The 16344-nt window shown below is 65.1% G+C and carries 11 protein-coding genes; 6 read left to right on the top strand and 5 right to left on the bottom strand.

Annotated elements, in window-relative coordinates:
- Window positions 1-11: 11 nt before the first annotated feature.
- Window positions 12-884 (bottom strand): META domain-containing protein, encoded by an 873-nt coding sequence (locus PLN84_RS02040; RefSeq protein ID WP_292558730.1) that lies wholly within the window; start codon window positions 882-884, stop codon window positions 12-14.
- A 247-nt stretch (window positions 885-1131) separates the two neighbouring features.
- Window positions 1132-2775 carry an META domain-containing protein gene (locus PLN84_RS02045; protein WP_292385943.1) on the bottom strand — a complete coding sequence of 548 codons (1644 nt, stop codon included), beginning with the start codon at window positions 2773-2775 and terminating at the stop codon, window positions 1132-1134.
- Window positions 2776-3031: 256 nt separating this feature from the next.
- Between PLN84_RS02045 and gpmA the strand changes: the two genes are divergently transcribed.
- From gpmA to ppsA, 4 genes are all read left to right on the top strand, one after another.
- A complete protein-coding gene (gene gpmA / locus PLN84_RS02050) occupies window positions 3032-3778 on the top strand; it encodes a 2,3-diphosphoglycerate-dependent phosphoglycerate mutase (RefSeq protein ID WP_292385945.1) in 747 nt (248 codons plus the stop codon).
- 64 nt (window positions 3779-3842) lie between these two features.
- The gene (gap, locus tag PLN84_RS02055) at window positions 3843-4850 is read left to right on the top strand and encodes a type I glyceraldehyde-3-phosphate dehydrogenase (protein ID WP_292558729.1); all 1008 of its coding nucleotides are present in this window, start codon (window positions 3843-3845) and stop codon (window positions 4848-4850) included.
- A gap of 12 nt (window positions 4851-4862) precedes the next feature.
- Window positions 4863-5918, top strand: a complete 1056-nt coding sequence (locus PLN84_RS02060; protein WP_292385949.1) for an NAD(P)-dependent oxidoreductase — start codon at window positions 4863-4865, stop codon at window positions 5916-5918.
- Window positions 5915-8353: a phosphoenolpyruvate synthase gene (ppsA, locus tag PLN84_RS02065; protein WP_348531879.1), complete on the top strand. Its 2439-nt coding sequence runs from the start codon at window positions 5915-5917 to the stop codon at window positions 8351-8353. Before PLN84_RS02060 ends, ppsA begins: the two co-directional genes overlap by 4 nt.
- Before the next feature lie 10 nt (window positions 8354-8363).
- On the opposite strand, the gene PLN84_RS02070 is transcribed toward ppsA, so the two are convergent.
- Window positions 8364-10811: a plasma-membrane proton-efflux P-type ATPase gene (locus tag PLN84_RS02070; RefSeq protein WP_292558727.1), complete on the bottom strand. Its 2448-nt coding sequence runs from the start codon at window positions 10809-10811 to the stop codon at window positions 8364-8366.
- 670 nt (window positions 10812-11481) lie between these two features.
- On the opposite strand from PLN84_RS02070, the gene glgP reads away from it, so the two are divergent.
- Complete coding sequence (glgP, locus tag PLN84_RS02075) at window positions 11482-13254, top strand: alpha-glucan family phosphorylase (protein ID WP_292558726.1); 1773 nt, start codon at window positions 11482-11484, stop codon at window positions 13252-13254.
- 156 nt (window positions 13255-13410) lie between these two features.
- A complete protein-coding gene (locus PLN84_RS02080; protein ID WP_292386271.1) occupies window positions 13411-13608 on the top strand; it encodes a hypothetical protein in 198 nt (65 codons plus the stop codon).
- 373 nt (window positions 13609-13981) lie between these two features.
- On the opposite strand, the gene malQ is transcribed toward PLN84_RS02080, so the two are convergent.
- Complete coding sequence (malQ, locus tag PLN84_RS02085; protein WP_292386270.1) at window positions 13982-15481, bottom strand: 4-alpha-glucanotransferase; 1500 nt, start codon at window positions 15479-15481, stop codon at window positions 13982-13984.
- Between the two features lie 56 nt (window positions 15482-15537).
- A complete protein-coding gene (locus PLN84_RS02090) occupies window positions 15538-16305 on the bottom strand; it encodes a TIGR04255 family protein (protein ID WP_292386269.1) in 768 nt (255 codons plus the stop codon).
- Between the last annotated feature and the right edge of the window lie 39 nt (window positions 16306-16344).

Below are 16344 nucleotides of genomic sequence, written 5' to 3' on the forward strand. Positions count from 1 at the left end.
ACGAGTCGCACCTAACGGTGCTCCCGCTCCGTTCCTTCGGAACATCGCGTATAGAAGAGGATCGCCCGGCCGTTGCCGTCGATGACCACGAGGGTGTCGCCGACGATCCGGTAGCCCGCCGCCGTCCGGAGGAGGGCGAGATACGTGGCCTCCTGCTCCATGATCCCCTCGGGCCCGGTCGCGGAGGCCTTCGTTGCGATGATCCGCTCGACGGCGATCCCCGTCTCGTTGACCCGGTAGGGGGCCGAGTAGGCGTTGCACCCCGCCGACCCGGAGAGCGTGCCGTCCGGGTCGAACGTCAGGTTGATGGTGGTGCCGGGGACCGGCGAGACGACGGTGCTGCCCTCGGTGCAGTAGCGGGAGAGTTGCCACTCCGTATCGAGGAGCGGCACGCTCTCAGGCAGCTCTTCCCGGGCAAAGATGAGCAGGTCGCGGCCCGACGGCCCGGAGAGGACCAGCCGTTCGTCCTCGATCCGGTACGAGGCAGCCGCAACGAGGAGTTCCTGGTAGCGGCTCTCCTGCTGCATGAGTTCCTGCGCCTTCGCGGGGTATGCCGCCGTGACGGCGACGGGTTCTACCTTGATGCCGGAACCATTGATCCGGTAAGAGGCCGCATAGAGGTTGCATCCTGCGGAGCCAGACAGCGTGCCGCTGTCGCCGAAGATGATGAGCGGTTGCGCCCCCGGAAGGGGTGCGGCGACGGAGCCGTTATCGGCGCGGAACGCGACCAGGTCCCATGCCGTCCCCGCAAGGGGTTCGGCGACCTGGTCGGCGTCGTCGGGAGGCGTTCCCGTCCCGCCGGAGTAGCCGGCCGAGACGAGGCATGCCGCCACGATGATCGTGAGCGCGATCTTTGCGAGTATGGTATGCCCATCTCCGATCATCGGTACCACGAATAGGTGTAGGTGGAAAAAGAAGAAAAAATAACCTATTTTCATCGAGGTTCTCTCAATCGCCTGCTTCCGGGTTGCTGGATGGGTGCAGCGTCGATCCGCTGTAAGAACTCCGAACCGACTCTGGCTCGTGATGCGACGCCTTACTATGGAGAGAGGAGGAAAAGAAAGGAGAAGAATGCCGGGGCCTTCCGGCACCTGAAACCGGGAGGTCACGCCATGATAGGGGGATCTGCGCTCAGTACGAGGCTACGACATTTCCGTCTTCATCGAGGAGGTCGTAGTCGCCCCCATCGGGCGGAGACATCCACCGGCCTTCGCTCGACGGTGCCTGCACAAAGGTGAGCAGGTCGGTGCCTGCCTCGTTCGCGAGGCTCAGGCGATTGCCCTCCACCCGGTAGGACGAGACGCTGCTCAGGAGATTCAGATACGTGTTCTCCTGCTCCATGACGCCCTCCGGCTCATTGCAGTACATCTTCGTGCTGATAGGCGGCTCGATGGTGAGGTTTGCACCGTCGAGCACGTAGCCTGCCCCGTAGGAGTTGCACCCTGCGTTGCCGGTGACGTTTCCGTCAGGCGAGAACTCTGCGGTGATCGTCGTCCCGGCGATCACCGAGGAGATCGCCTCGCCGTTCAGGCTATAGGACTCAAGCGTCCACCCGGTCCCGGTGAGCGGGGCCGGGGGGACCTCCGGTGCCTGCACGAAGAAGAGCACGTCGGTTCCCTCCGTGTCCGTGAGGATCAGGCGGTCACCCTCGACCCGGTAGGAGGAGACGTTCGCGAGGAGACCCATGAACCTCCCTTCCTGCTCCATGACGCCGGGCGTCTCGCAGTACATCAGGGTGCTGTAGACCGAGGAGACCGAGAGGGTCGCGCCGTCGAGACTGTACTGGCCGCCGTAGTGGTTGCACCCGGCGTTGCCGGTGACGTTCCCGTCGGCAAAGTTCGCGGTGATCGTCGTCCCGGCGAGCACCGAAGAGACCGCGTCTCCACCGGTGCTGTAGGCCTCAAGCACCCAGTCCGTCCCGGTGAACGGGAGGTCGGGCGTCGGGGCGACCGGTTCGAAGACCAGGAGATCTGCACCCTCGTGGTCGGTGAAGATCAACCGGCCGCCTTCCGTCCGGTAGGAGGAGGTATTGGTGAGATGCGCAAGGTAGCGGTCCTCCTGGTCCATGAGACCCGGCGGCTCGCTGCAATACATCTCGGTCCGTATGGGCGGCTCGATGGTGAGGTTCGCGCCGTCCACGGTACAGTCCGCGCCGTAACTGTTGCACCCGGCAGAGCCGCCGAGCCCGCCGTCCGCGCCGAAGACGAGCGTAACATTCGTACCGGCAAGGACCGGGATCATCGCGCCGTTCTCATCGGAGAGGGTTGCAAGTTCCCAGGAGGTTCCGGCGAGTTCCGCGGGCTCTTCCTTCGTGAAGACGAGGACGTCGGTGCCGTCCGCGTCGGTGAGAATGAGCCGTTCATCCTCGATCCGGCAGCCTGCCGCCGAGCCGAGGAGTTCCATGAACCGGGCCTCCTGGTCCATGATGCCTTCGGGCTCCGTGCAGAGTTTCAGTGTCTGGACGAGCGAGGAGACCGAGAGGTCTGTTCCATCAAGGCTGTAGTTGCCGCCGTAGTAGTTGCACCCGGCAGAGCCGCCGACCTTGCCGTCGTCGTCGAACCGGGCGGAGACTTCAGTTCCGGAGAGGACCGGGATGAGCGTGTCGTTCTCGTCGAGATAGGAGTCAAGCGACCAGGTGACTCCGTTGAGCCCGGAGACCGCACCGGGCGCCGACGTACCCGCCGTGCAGCCCGCGGCGATGATGCATGCCGCAGTTATAACAAGCAGCGATGCCGTCGCGAGGATGTGGCTTCTGTTTCTTCTGTTCAGTGCCATACAACAGCATATGGGCGGGAAAGAGAGATAAAAGCATGCTTGACTACGAAAAAAATCGAACCTATACGGAGCCGGTTCGGCAAACCGAGAGAGAATACCCGGAATTTTGGTTCTTGCCGCTACACGCTTCATTGAGGTTGCACGGGCGGCTCGTGGGGTATCTGAACGGTTCGGCCGCTCCACGGGGATTGTCTTCCCTGCATACACGTCATTTATCCGGGAAGGAAGAGTATACCGGGCGCGGGAGATGAGCACAATGGTGGCATTGATCCTTTTACGGCACGGCGAGAGCCTCTGGAACAGGGAGAACCGGTTCACGGGCTGGACCGACGTGGACCTCTCGCCTAGCGGGCTACAGGAAGCCCGCCGGGCGGCGGAACTTCTCAGGGACGGCGGGTATACGTTCCGCGTCGCGTACACCTCCGTCCTGAAGCGGGCCATCCGGACGCTCTGGATCGTCATGGACGACCTCGACCTCATGTACGTCCCGGTATACCGGTCGTGGCGGTTAAACGAGAAGAGTTACGGCGCCCTGCAGGGCTTAAACAAACAGGAGACCGCCGAAGAGTACGGTGCGGAGCAGGTGCATCTCTGGCGCCGGGCATACGACGTCCGGCCGCCGCCGCTTGCGTGGGACGACCCGAGGCACCCGCGGTTCGACCCCCGCTACGCCGACCTGGACCCGGAGAGCCTTCCTTCGACCGAGTCCCTGCACGACACGCTGGAGCGGGTGCTCCCCTGCTGGGAGGGACGAATCGCGGCGGACCTCCGGAAGGGCAGGCCGGTCCTGGTCGCCGCCCACGGCAACAGCCTCCGGGCTCTGGTCAAGCACCTTGACGGGGTTCCCGACGACGAGATCGCAGGCCTCAACATCCCCACCGGTTATCCCCTCGTCTACGAACTGGACGGGAGCCTGCAGGCCGTCCGGCACCACTACCTTGGCGACCCGGAGGAGATTGCGGCGGCCGCACGGGGTGTGGCCCGGCAGGCCGGGCCGGGGTAGCCGGTGGCAAAGATCATATATACCCTCCCGCAGAGGGGGCCTCAGTCTGACAGGGGGAAGTGTCATGAAAAAGGTTGCCATCAACGGATTCGGGCGGATCGGGCGGAAAGTCCTCTACAACTACCTCACCGATACGCCGGAGAAGATCGAGATCGTCGCGGTGAACGATCCAAACCCGACGGAAGAACTCGCCTACCTGATGAAGTACGACTCGGTCCACGGGCGGGCGCCGTTCCCGGTCGAGGCCGGAGCGGACCGGCTCCGGTTCGGGTCGCACGAGGTGCGGGTGCTCCACGAGAGGGACCCCGCCCGCCTCCCGTGGAAGGACCTCGGCGTGGAGATGGTGCTCGAATGCACGGGGCGCTTCACCGAGCGGGCGAGGTCTGCAAAGCACCTGGAAGCCGGAGCGTCCCGGGTCGTCATCAGCGCGCCCTCGCCCGACGCGGACCAGACGGTCGTGCTCGGCGTCAACGAGGGGGAGTACGACCCGGCGAAGCATACGGTCATCTCGAACGCCTCCTGCACGACCAACGCGCTTGCGCCGGCGGCGAAGGTCTTGAACGACACGTTCGGCGTCGAACGGCTGATGGCGACGGCGATCCACGCCTACACCGCCACTCAGGCGCTGGTTGATCGGGCAACGAAGAAACCCCGCCGGGGCCGTGCCGCAGCGGTCTCGCTCATCCCGACATCGACCGGCGCAGCCGTCGCCACCACGCGTGTCCTCCCCGAGCTCACCGGGAAGATGGACGCGATTGCAATCCGGGCTCCCATCCCCGACGGGTCGGTGCTCGATATCGTCGCGGACCTCTCGCGGGAGACGTCGGCGGACCAGGTGAACGCCGCGATGAAGCAGGCGGCGGAAGGATCGATGCAGAGGTACCTCGCGTATACCGAGGACCCGATCGTGTCGGCCGACATCGTCGGCGACCCGCACTCCGGGGTCGTCGACGGGCGCTCGACGAGCGTCGTCGGCGGGCGGATGGTCAAGGTCCTGGTCTGGTACGACAACGAGTTCGGGTACGCGAAACGTATGGTCGACATCGCCTCATACATGGCCTCCCGGGAGTGAGGGGGACGCACCATGGTTAGACTCGTCTTCTTCGGCCTCGATGAGCACGAGCAGGATGTGACCCGGAGGGCGTTCGCCGGCGAGGGCGGCTACGACGTCGCCCTCTATGCCGAACCGCTCACGATCGAGAACGTCTCGCTTGCCCATGGCGCCGAAGGTATCGGGGTTTTTGTCATGTCGCGCGTCACCCGCGAGGTCCTCGACCGGCTGCCGGACCTCAAGATGATCGCCGCCATGTCCACGGGGTTCGACCACATCGACTTCGTCGCCTGCCGGGAGAGGAAGATCGCCGTCTCTAACGTCCCGCGCTACGGCGACACCACGGTCGCGGAGTTCGCGTTCGGGCTCATCCTGGCCCTTGCCCGGCGGTTCAGGCCGACGTTTGAGCGAACGGACCGGGGCGACTTTTCGCGGGCCGGACTCCAGGGGATGGACCTCGCCGGTAAGACCCTCGGCCTGATAGGGACCGGGCGCATCGGGTCGCACCTCGCCCGCATCGCCCGTGCGGCGGAGATGGAGGTGATCGCCTACGACCTGAAGCCGAACCCGGCCCTCACAGAGGAGTACGGCGTCCGCTACGTGGACCTCGACGACGTTCTCCGGCAGGCGGACGTCATCAGCCTGCACGTCCCCTACACGAAGGCGACGCACCACCTGATCGATGCAGAACGGTTGCGGCTGGTCAAAGATACCGTGCTCCTCGTCAACACCTCCCGGGGCGGCGTGGTGGATACGGGAGCGGTCGCGGACGCCCTGCGCGAAGGTCACCTCGGGGGAGTCGCGTTCGACACCTTCGAGGGCGAAGAAGTCTGGATCCAGGAGGAGTTCCAGGGCGCCGGCGAGGCGTCGGAGGACGATCTCCGGGATGCGCTCGAGAGTTTCGGCCTGCTGCACTCCGATAAGGCGATCCTCACGCCCCATAACGCCTTCAACACGCGGGAGGCGGTCGACCGGATCCTCGATGCAAGCATCGAGAATATACGGGCCTTCTTTGCCGGGAACCCGCAGAACGTCGTCGCCGGGACCTACCGGGTCCCGGCAGAGGCCCCTGCCGGAGGGGGAGCATGAAGCAGGACGCTACCTACATCCGCTGGCTCGCCGATATCAGGAACGAGGACGTCGGCCTGGTCGGCGGGAAGAACGCATCGCTCGGCGAGATGTATAGCCAGCTGACCCCGCAGGGCGTGAAGATCCCCGACGGGTTCGCCGTGACTGCCGAAGGCTACCGGCACGTCCTTACATCCGCAGGGATTCTCGACGACCTCAAAGAGGCACTTGCCGGGCTCGACCGCAGCGACGTCGCCGACATCGCAGAGCGGGGAAGGCGGGCCCGCGACCTGATCCTTTCGGCAGGGGTCCCCGACGACCTCTGGAATGAGATCCGGACAGCCTACGATATGCTCTGCGACGAGTACGGGCCCGACGCCGACGTCGCCGTCCGGTCGAGCGCCACCGCCGAAGACCTCCCGACGGTCTCGTTCGCGGGCCAGCAGGAGACCTTCCTGAACATCCGCGGCTACCAGGCGCTCCGGGAGGCCTACGTCCGGTGCCTCGCCTCCCTCTTCACAGACCGGGCGATCGCCTACCGGGTGGACAACGGCTTCGACCACTTCAAGGTCGCCCTCTCGGTCGGGGTCATGAAGATGGTCCGCTCCGACCTGGCATCGAGCGGGGTCATCTTCACGCTCGACACCGATACCGGTTTCCGGGACGTCGTCCTCATCACGGGGTCCTACGGCCTCGGCGAGATGATCGTTCAGGGCGCCGTCAATCCCGACGAGTTCTACGTCTTCAAACCGACATTCCGGAAGGGGCACCGGGCGATCGTCAGGAAGATTGCCGGCGAGAAGCGGGTGAAGTTGATCTACGGCCACGGGGGGACGAAGGAGGTCACCCGGAGGGTCGATGTCCCGGAAGCCGAACAAAAAAGGTTCTGCATCGGCGACGACGAGATCCTGACGCTTGCCGGGTACGCGCTCACGATCGAGGACCACTACTCGGAGAAGGCCGGAAAGCCGGTGCCGATGGATATCGAGTGGGCGAAGGACGGCGAGACCGGGGAGCTCTTCGTCGTCCAGGCCCGGCCCGAGACGGTGCAGTCGCAGAAGGCGGGAGACGTCCTCGAGACCTACCGCCTTGACGAGCGCGGGACGGTGCTTGCCGCCGGAAAGAGCATCGGCGATAAGATCGCCGTCGGGAAGGCCCGGATCGTCACCGACGTCAGCCGCCTCCCGGAGTTCAAGCCGGGGGAGGTCCTGGTCTCCGACACCACGACGCCCGACTGGGAGCCCGTGATGAAGACGGCCGCCGCCATCGTGACGAACCGGGGCGGGCGGACATCCCACGCGGCGATCGTCAGCCGGGAACTCGGCATCCCTGCGGTCGTCGGGACGGGCGACGCGACCGAGAAGGTCCCGACGGGCCGGGAGGTGACGGTGAGCTGCGCCGAGGGCGAGGAGGGGTTCGTCTACGATCGAGCCCTCCCGTTCCACGTCGAGAGGACCCGGCTCTCGGACCTGCGGCGGCCGAAGACCGAGGTGATGATGAACCTGGGGAACCCCGACGCGGCCTTCGGATTGGCGATGGTCCCGAACGACGGCATAGGCCTCGCCCGGATGGAGTTCATCATCAGCAGTTACATCAAGGTCCACCCGATGGCACTTGTCCACCCCGACCGGGTCGAGGACGAATCCGTCCGGCAATCGATCGCGGACCTCACCTACGGCTACCCGAACGGTGAGGAGTACTTCGCCGAGAGGCTCGCGGAGGGGGTCGGGACCATCGCCGCGGCGTTCTACCCGAACCCCGTCGTCGTCCGGACGAGCGACTTCAAGACGAACGAGTACGCGAGCCTCCTCGGCGGGACCTACTTCGAGCCGAAGGAGGCAAACCCGATGCTCGGCTTCCGCGGTGCCTCCCGCTACTACGACGAGCGCTACCGGGAGGGATTCAGCCTCGAGTGCCGGGCGCTGAAGCGGGTGAGAGAAGTGATGGGCCTCGCGAACCTGATCATCATGATCCCATTCTGCCGCCGGGCGGAGGAGGCAAAGAGAGTCATCGAGGAGCTCGAAAAGAACGATCTGCGCCGGGGTGAGAACGGTCTCCAGGTCTACCAGATGTGCGAGGTGCCGAGCAACGTCGTCGAGATAGATGCATTCAGCGAGTACTTCGACGGGTTCTCGATCGGCTCAAACGACCTGACCCAGCTCGTCCTCGGCATCGACCGCGACTCGGCGGTCGTGGGCGGGGCCTTCGACGAGCGCGACCCGGCCGTTAAAAGGATGGTCGCGATGGCCGTGGAGGGCTGCCGGCGGAACCATCGGCACAGCGGGCTCTGCGGCGAGGCGCCGAGCACCTATCCGGAGTTCGCCGACTTCCTGGTGGAGCAGGGAATCGACTCGATATCGGTCGAGCCCGATGCGATCCTCAAGATCACCCTCCGGGTGGCGGAGGCGGAAGAGCGGCTCGCGAAGGCGAAAATAGCGGCCCCGGTGCCCCGGTGAGGGATATCCCTCACCGGACAAACGGTATGCTGCCGCGGTCGATGAGGCGGTAAGCGTAGACCTTCACCGGGTCCGTGATCACAAGCGCCCAGATGAGCGCGTAGACCCAGACGAACGCCGCAAGCGGCCAGCCGATGGGTTCTATGAATACCCCGTAGACGGTGATCAGGGTCGCGACCGTCTGCGTGACGATCACCGCCCCGAGCAGGACCGGTGCGGGCCGGACGGACCAGAACGGGCCCCGGGTGCGGGCGACGAAGACGGTGAGGTGGCCGGCAACCGCGAGTTTGAGGAAGATGAGCGACCGGATGACCTCCAGGGGGAGGTTGAGCGGACCCTGTGCGATGGCGAGCATGGTAAACGAGGATACGACGCCCACAAACCCGATGATCGTCGCGAGGGTGAGGATCTCGCGCATCTTCCACCGTTCGGGGGACCGGGAGTAGAGGACGTTGTCCCAGGCGATGGTCATGATCGGTATGTCGTTTAAGAGGGCAAGGAGGACGATCATCAGGGCGGTTATCGGGAAGAACCCGAAGATCAGGATCGAGAGGGTGATGAAGAAGAGGACGCGGATGGTCTCGGCGATCCGGTAGGTGACGTAGTGGGTCATGCGCTCGAAGATCATCCGGCTCTCTTTGATCGCATCGATGATCACCGAGAGGCCGGGTTTCGTGAGGACGATCGCGGCCGCCGACTTCGCCGCATCCGTGGCCCCGGCAACGGCGATCCCGACGTCCGCCTTTTTGAGGGCGGGGGCGTCGTTCACGCCGTCGCCGGTCATGCCGACGATGTGCCCCCGCGACTGGAGGAGGGAGACGATCCGGTACTTGTGCTCGGGGAAGACCTCGGCGAACCCGGCCGCTTGCTCGACGATCTCCGCGGCTCTCGGGTCGCTCTCCTTGACGAAGGCATCGGCGGTGGCGATCTCCGGCCGGAGGCCCACTTCCCGCGCAACCTCCCGGGCGATCGCTACGTGGTCGCCGGTGACCATCTTGACGTCGAGCCCCATCTTCGCCGCCGTCCCGATGGTCGCCGCGGAGTCGGCGCGGGGCGGGTCGTGAAGGCCGAGAACGCCGGCGTAGGCCCAGGCGCCGGGGGCATCGCTCCTTGCGACGCCGAGCATCCGGTAGCCCTTCCCGGCGAAGGTTTCGGAGAGGCGGTCGACCGTTTCGGTAAGGTCTTTTCCTCCGCCGGCGAGGGCGAGGATTACCTGCGGAGCGCCCTTTGCGACCGAGAACTCGCGGCCGTCGGCGCCCCGGACCGTGGCCTCGGTGCGCTTCGCCACGGGGTCGAACGGTTTGAAGCCGGTGACGGTAAAGGAGGAGAGCCGGTCCCTGAGACCCTGCGCATCTTCCGACTCGATGATCGCGATATCGATGGGGTCCCGGTCCTCCTCACGGGAAGCGAGGAGGGCGGCGAGCAGGACGTCGTCCTTCCCGAACCCCTCGAACGGGACGACCTCGGCGAGGGTGAGCCTGTTCTCCGTGATCGTCCCGGTCTTGTCGGTGCAGAGGACGTCCACCCCGGCCATCTCCTCGATGGCGACGAGTCTGCTGACGATGGCTTCCTTCCGCGCAAGCGCCGTCGCCCCCACGGCCATGGTGATCGAGAGGACGGCCGGCATTGCCGCGGGGATGGCCGCCACGACCAGGACGAGCGCGAACTGGAGGGTATCAAGGATGCTCTCCTGCCGGATGAGCGAGACGATGAAGACCACGGTGACGAGGGCGACCGCGAGCACGATCAGGTAGTCGCCGATCCTGACGACGGCCTTCCGGAAGTGGCTCGTCGTCACCGCCTCCCCGGCGAGCCGGGCGGTCCGGCCGAAGAAGGTCGCATCCCCCGTAGCCACCACGAGCGCCGTCATCTCGCCCTGTTTGACGGTGGAGCCGGAGTAAGCCGTATCCGAGGCGTGCTTCTCGACCGGCATCGACTCCCCGGTGAGGGCGGACTCGTCGGCAGAAAGGAAGTCTCCTTCGACGAGTTTGATGTCGGCAGGGATGATATCCCCGTTCCGGACCCGGACGATATCGCCGGGAACGAGGTCCCGTGCGGTGATCTTCTGCCACTTGCCGTCGCGAAGCACCCTCGCCTCGAGCGCGAGCCGCTGTTTCAACATGGCGATGGCGTTCCCGGCCTGGCGTTCCTGCCAGAAACCGACGATCGCATTGACGAGGAGGAGGGCGAGGATGATCGCGAAGTCCTCCCAGCGCCCGATGGCGGCGGATATGATAAGCGCCGCCTCGATCATCCAGGGGATGGGGCCCCAGAAGTAGCGCAGGAACTTTTTGACCGCGCTCTCCTCCTTCTCGGGGAGCTCGTTGTAGCCGTATGTCCGGATCCGGTCGTTCGCCTCGGATTGGGAGAGACCTTCCCGCCGGGAGGAGAGGGCCCGGTAGAGGTCGTCGACGGCCATGCCCCGGGCCTCGTCGGTGCTGATCGCCTCGTGCTCCATGGTTGCCGCCCTCTCTATCGGATCGTATATAGGTGCCGCCTGCTGGCCTCCGGGCCCGGTGTGTTTGTGGGGATACCCAGGGAAGCCGCGTTCGGGGGGCGCAGGTAGAGGGATGGTCTGGACTCTGGCCTGTCCCCAGGTTTATCCCCATACACAGGACCGTGGGGGCTATCGCCACGGGGGGTGGGACCTCTCCTGTCTCTCGCAAGGCGGTACCCGCAACCCCACCCCGCCCGGCCTGCGGCCTCCTCAGTCGCACCTGCGGTGCTCCAACTCCTGCTGTTCCAGCAGTCGTTCCCAGCCCCAAGGGGCGGGGGCAGTGCGTGGGGATACCCAGTGGGAAGCCGTGTCCGTGTGTGGCTCTAGATCCGGTTCTTCCCCGGGCCTGTCCCGCTGCAGTGGACCGTGGTGGCTATCGCCATTGGGGGAGGGGACCGGGGAGGGGGAAACCCCCTCCCCGCGAGGGGCGATTCGCTGTAACCCCCTCTCCCTGCAGGCGGGTACCCGTAAGTCCCTCCCCAAAAATCCCCACCCCGCCCGGCCTCCTGGAGCAGTGCGTGGCGATACCCGGTGGCAACCGGGCCATGGGTGTGTGCGAGTAGCGCTACATAACCCGCCCCAAAACCCGGTGTGTCGGCAGGTTCATATGATGTCCGGGGGATGCAGGGCCATGGCGGCGAGGGACCCTGTCTGCGGGATGCCGGTGGACCCGGCAACGGCAACGTATTCGGTGGATCTTCGGGGCGGGACCTACTACTTCTCGAACAAACTCTGCAGGGATACGTTCGTCGAGGGGGAGAAGATCGCCTACTTCTCGATGGAGATCGGCATCGAGAGCGATATACCGACCTACAGCGGCGGTCTTGGGGTGCTCGCCGGGGACGTCATCCGTTCGAGCGCCGACCTCCTCATCCCGATGGTCGCGGTGACGCTCGTCAACCGGAAAGGCTACGTGCGGCAGCGGCTGACCCCGGAGGGCGACCAGATCGATCTCCCCGACGAGTGGGACCCGCGAGAGCACATGCGGGAACTTCCCGAGCGGGTGAGCGTGCGGATAGGGGATGCGAACGTCGCGATCCGGGCCTGGCTCTACGACTACTGGAGCCCCGTCGGCGGCCTCGTGCCGGTCCTCTTTCTCGACACGGACCTTCCCGAGAACGCACCGGAGGACCGGGAGATAACCGATCGCCTCTATACCGGCGACCGGGAGTATCGGCTGAAACGGGCGATCGTACTCGGGATCGGCGGTGCCCGGATGCTCGCCGCGCAGGGCATCCGGGTCGGCAAGTACCACATCAACGAGAGCCACTCAAGCCTCCTCACCCTCGAGCTCCTGAGGCAGCCGGGGATGGACGAGGAGAGGGTGCAGACGCGGTGCATCTTCACCACCCACACCCCGGTAGCGGTGGCGTTCGAGAGGTTCCCGCGGGAGATGGCGGTCCGGCTGCTCAAAGGTGAGATCCCATCGACACTGCTTGGTAAGTACATCAGCGATGACGGACTTGCACTTGCGACCCTCGCGTTCCGCCTGAGCAAATACGTCAACGGCGTGACGACGGCGCACATGAACTTCTCGCGGCGGCTCTTCCCGGCCTTCCACATCCGGGCGGTGACGAACGGCGTCCACCCGCACACGTGGACGTCGGGACCGTTCCGGGACCTCTACGACCGCTACATCGCGGGCTGGGCGCAGGAACCGGAGCTGCTCGTCAGGGTCGACGAGATCCCGCACGAGGATATCAGGCACGCACACCGGCAGGCGAAGCAGGCCCTGGTGGACTACGTCAGGGAGAAGAACGGCGTCGACCTGGACCCTTCCGCCCTCACGATCGGGTTTGCCCGGCGGGCGGCGGCCTACAAGCGGGCAGCCCTGCTCTTCTCGGACCTCGATAAACTGCGGGAGGCCGGCAGGCGGGGGGCGATCCAGCTCGTCTTTTCCGGGAAGGCCCACCCGGAGGATGCGGCCGGCAGGCAGGAGATCCGCCGGGTCCACGACGCCATGCGCGACCTTGAGGGGGAGGTGACGGGCGTCTACCTCGAGAACTACTCGATGGATATCGCCGGTCTGATAACCGCGGGGGTGGACGTCTGGCTGAACACGCCCCTGCCGCCCTACGAAGCGAGCGGAACGAGCGGGATGAAGGCCGCCCTGAACGGCGTGATAAACTTCAGCGTCCTCGACGGGTGGTGGATCGAGGGCTGGATCGAAGGGACAACGGGGTGGGCGATCGGCCCCGGACCCGGTGCGCAGGTGAGCGAGGAAGAGCGGCGGAGACGGGAGCTCCAGGACCTTTACAGTAAACTCGAGTACCTGATCATCCCAACCTACTACCTCCGGAAGGATGAGTGGGCGACGATCATGCGGAGCTCGATCGCGAAGATCGCCTACTACTTCAACACGCACCGGATGATGCGGCGCTACGCGTCGGAGGCGTATCTATAAAGGGGCCGGGGCCGAAAGGGGAGAGATCTTCTGCCCGATCAGCATATGTAACAGAGATGTTACGGGATCTCGGGTGTTGTTACAATATTGTAACAGTCCTGGCTGTCTGGTAACAAAACTGTAACACATAAATCCGCGGCCGCAAAACCATTCTCTATGTCCAGGGTCGTCCGGATCGACGAAGAGGCGCTGGAGGTCGCCCTGCAGTACGGGAAGAACCTCTCCGCCGGGATCATGAAGATGGAGGAGATGCTCAAGAAGCAGGAGAAGGCGAAGCGTGACTACACTGCCATCGAGGAGATGGTCCGCCGGACGATCCGCGAGGAACTCGAGGGGCTGACGTCGAGGTACTGAGCCGGGGCGGTGGTCTCAGAGGTAGGTGGTGCCCGGGGGCACTCTTACACTGAGGGCATTTGACTGTGGGAAGGCCTCCAAGGAGGTCGTGCAGTCCGCCAACGTTGAATGAGATTGTTCCCAAGAATTCCGGTAAACTGGACCGTGGTGGCTATCGCGCCTGGGGGAGGGGCTGACGGGGAGGGGGGAGACCCCCCTCGCCTGTCCCCACCCCCCCGAGGCGATACCCCCTCGAAATTCGCGTCCGGGAGTTGCTACGAAGAATACCTGTATTCTAGGGAACGTCGCGCATAAATGCGGATAATTGCTCAATAAGCATCTACCAGATTTTCCGAGAAAATTTATTTCTGCATGCTTCCTGAGCACCACCGACTCACCCCCGCCCACTGAGTTCCGTCAGCCCCCACAGCCACTCAAATGGGGCCGTATCGAGCTCCTCCGGCGTCATCCGCCACTCCCAGTTCCCTTCCGCCGTCGAGGGGTAATTCATCCTTGCCGCTGCGTCGAGGCCGAGGACGTCCTGCATCGGGACGATGCAGACCCGGGCAACCGAGGTCATCCCGAGACGGACGAGCTCGCGGTGGACGGTGTCCGCCCCTACCTCCTTCCCGATGTAGGCATAGAGCCGCTGTCTGTCCTCCTCCGTCGCCTCCTCCTCAAACCACCCCCTTGATGTGTTGTTGTCGTGCGTCCCGGTGTAGCAGATGAGGTTCGGAATATAGTTATGGGGGATGTGGGGGCTCCTTGCGATCCCTTCCCCGAAGGCGAAGAGGAGGATCTTCATCCCCGGCAGGTCGAACCGGTCGAGAAGCCCCTGGACCGCCGGGGTATTCGCCCCCAGGTCCTCGGCGACGATGGCAAAGCAGGGGAGCCGCCGGGCAAGCGCCTCAAAGAAGTCTGCTCCCGGTCCGTCGACCCAGGTACCGTGCTCGGCCGTCGCATCGCCGGCCGGGACCTCGTAGTAGTCCGCGAACGCCCGGAAGTGGTCGATCCGGAAGAGGTCGTAGAGCTCGCCGGAGCGGGCGATCCGGCGCACCCACCAGTCGTAGTCCTGTCCCCGGAGCGCAGGCCAGTCGTAGACCGGGTTCCCCCAGAGCTGCCCGGTCTGGCTGAAGATATCCGGGGGCACCCCGGCGACAACGGTCGGGCGGAGGTCCCCGTCCAGTTTGAAGATCCCGGGGCTCGCCCAGACATCGGCACTCTCGTAGGCGACGTAGATCGGGATATCGCCGATGACCTGGACCCCGTGCTCCGTGCAGTGCCGGCGGAGGGCCGACCATTGCCGGTCCGCGAGGTACTGGAGGAAGGTCTCCTTCCGGATCCTCCCAGCGAGGCGCTCCCGCATCTCCCCGAGGGCCTCCGGCTGCCGGGTCCGGACCTCTTCCGGCCACCGGTTCCAGGAGAGCCCGTGAAAGTGGTCGGTGAGCGCGACAAAGAGCGCGTAATCGTCGAGCCACCACCCCGCCCCGGCGCGGAACGTCTCGTAACCACTCTCCGGCTCCGACTCGGCGAACCGCCGGTAAGCGAGCGCGAGGAGTCGATCCCGGTACCAGGCGGCCGCCTCAAAGGCGACCCGGCCCTCCGGGAAGTCGGGGTGCAGCTCCAGGTCTTCGGGGTCGATGTAACCGTCCCGGGCGAGGAGCTCGGGGCTGATGAGGAGGGGGTTTAGAGCGAACGCCGACGGGCTGCTGTAGGGTGAGTGAGCGTATTCGTTCTGTGTCGGGTTGAGCGGCAGGATCTGCCAGTAGTGCTGCCGGGCTCGCTCAAGCGCCTCGACGAACCGGTATGCCGCCGGGCCGAAGTCCCCGATGCCGTACGCCGACGGCAGGGAGGTGATATGCAGGAGTATGCCGCTTCCCCGTGTGTGGATCATCCGTTATCTCTCCCGGTGAACGGGCCGGACCTCCGCACGATATCGCCCATAGATCCTCACCGTGCCGGCGCCGGCACCTCCTCCCGCAGGGTGAAGAGGTCGCGGAGAGTGTCCCTGATGCAGGCCTCGAAGATATCCCGGACATGGGTGTGGGCGATCTCGAGCCAGTCCGTGACCCCGTCCAGCGGGACACTCTGGCCTTCCGCGAGGAAGTAGTCGATATTTAAGAGGAACGCGTTGTTCTCCGTCGACTCCGGCACGGCGTCGGTGAGTTCCACCCGGCAGTTGTCCCGGTTGTCATGGAACGTGAACTCGCACCCGGTGATGAACCCCTCCGGGACCCGCGGGAGTTCCGGCGGAAGGGTCGGGTAGAAGGCGAAGTAGTCCGAGAGCGTCACTTCCCGCTCCGGGATCTCGATGAGGTTGACGTAGCGGAGGTTCATGGTCCCGATGGCGTCGACCCCCATGACGTCCCGGAACCGGTCAAAAACGCTCTTGATCCGCTCCGAGAAGGCTTCCCAGTGGACGTAGGGCTTCTGGCAGCTCACCGAGAGGAGACGGGGCCCGACCTGGACGGCGCAGCCCTCGTCCTCGGCGAGGAAGATCGACCGTTCGGTGACGAGCAATTCCTCGCGGAGCCCCTCGGGACCGACGAGCATCACCACCTCGCGGACGTAGCGCTGGTCACGCTTCGGGTAGGTCTCTTTCAGGTGGCTGTAGAGTACGCCGGGATACGTCATGTCCCAGGGGGTCTCCTGGGGGAACCGGAACTCGCACATCACCTCAGCCGCAGGCGGGTTTACGTATTTTCGTACCTCTGCCATGATCTTATCCCTCACGGGGTGTAGGATGGAAGGAGACTA

It is taken from the genome of Methanoculleus sp. (assembly GCF_035363275.1).
GTDB lineage: Archaea > Halobacteriota > Methanomicrobia > Methanomicrobiales > Methanoculleaceae > Methanoculleus.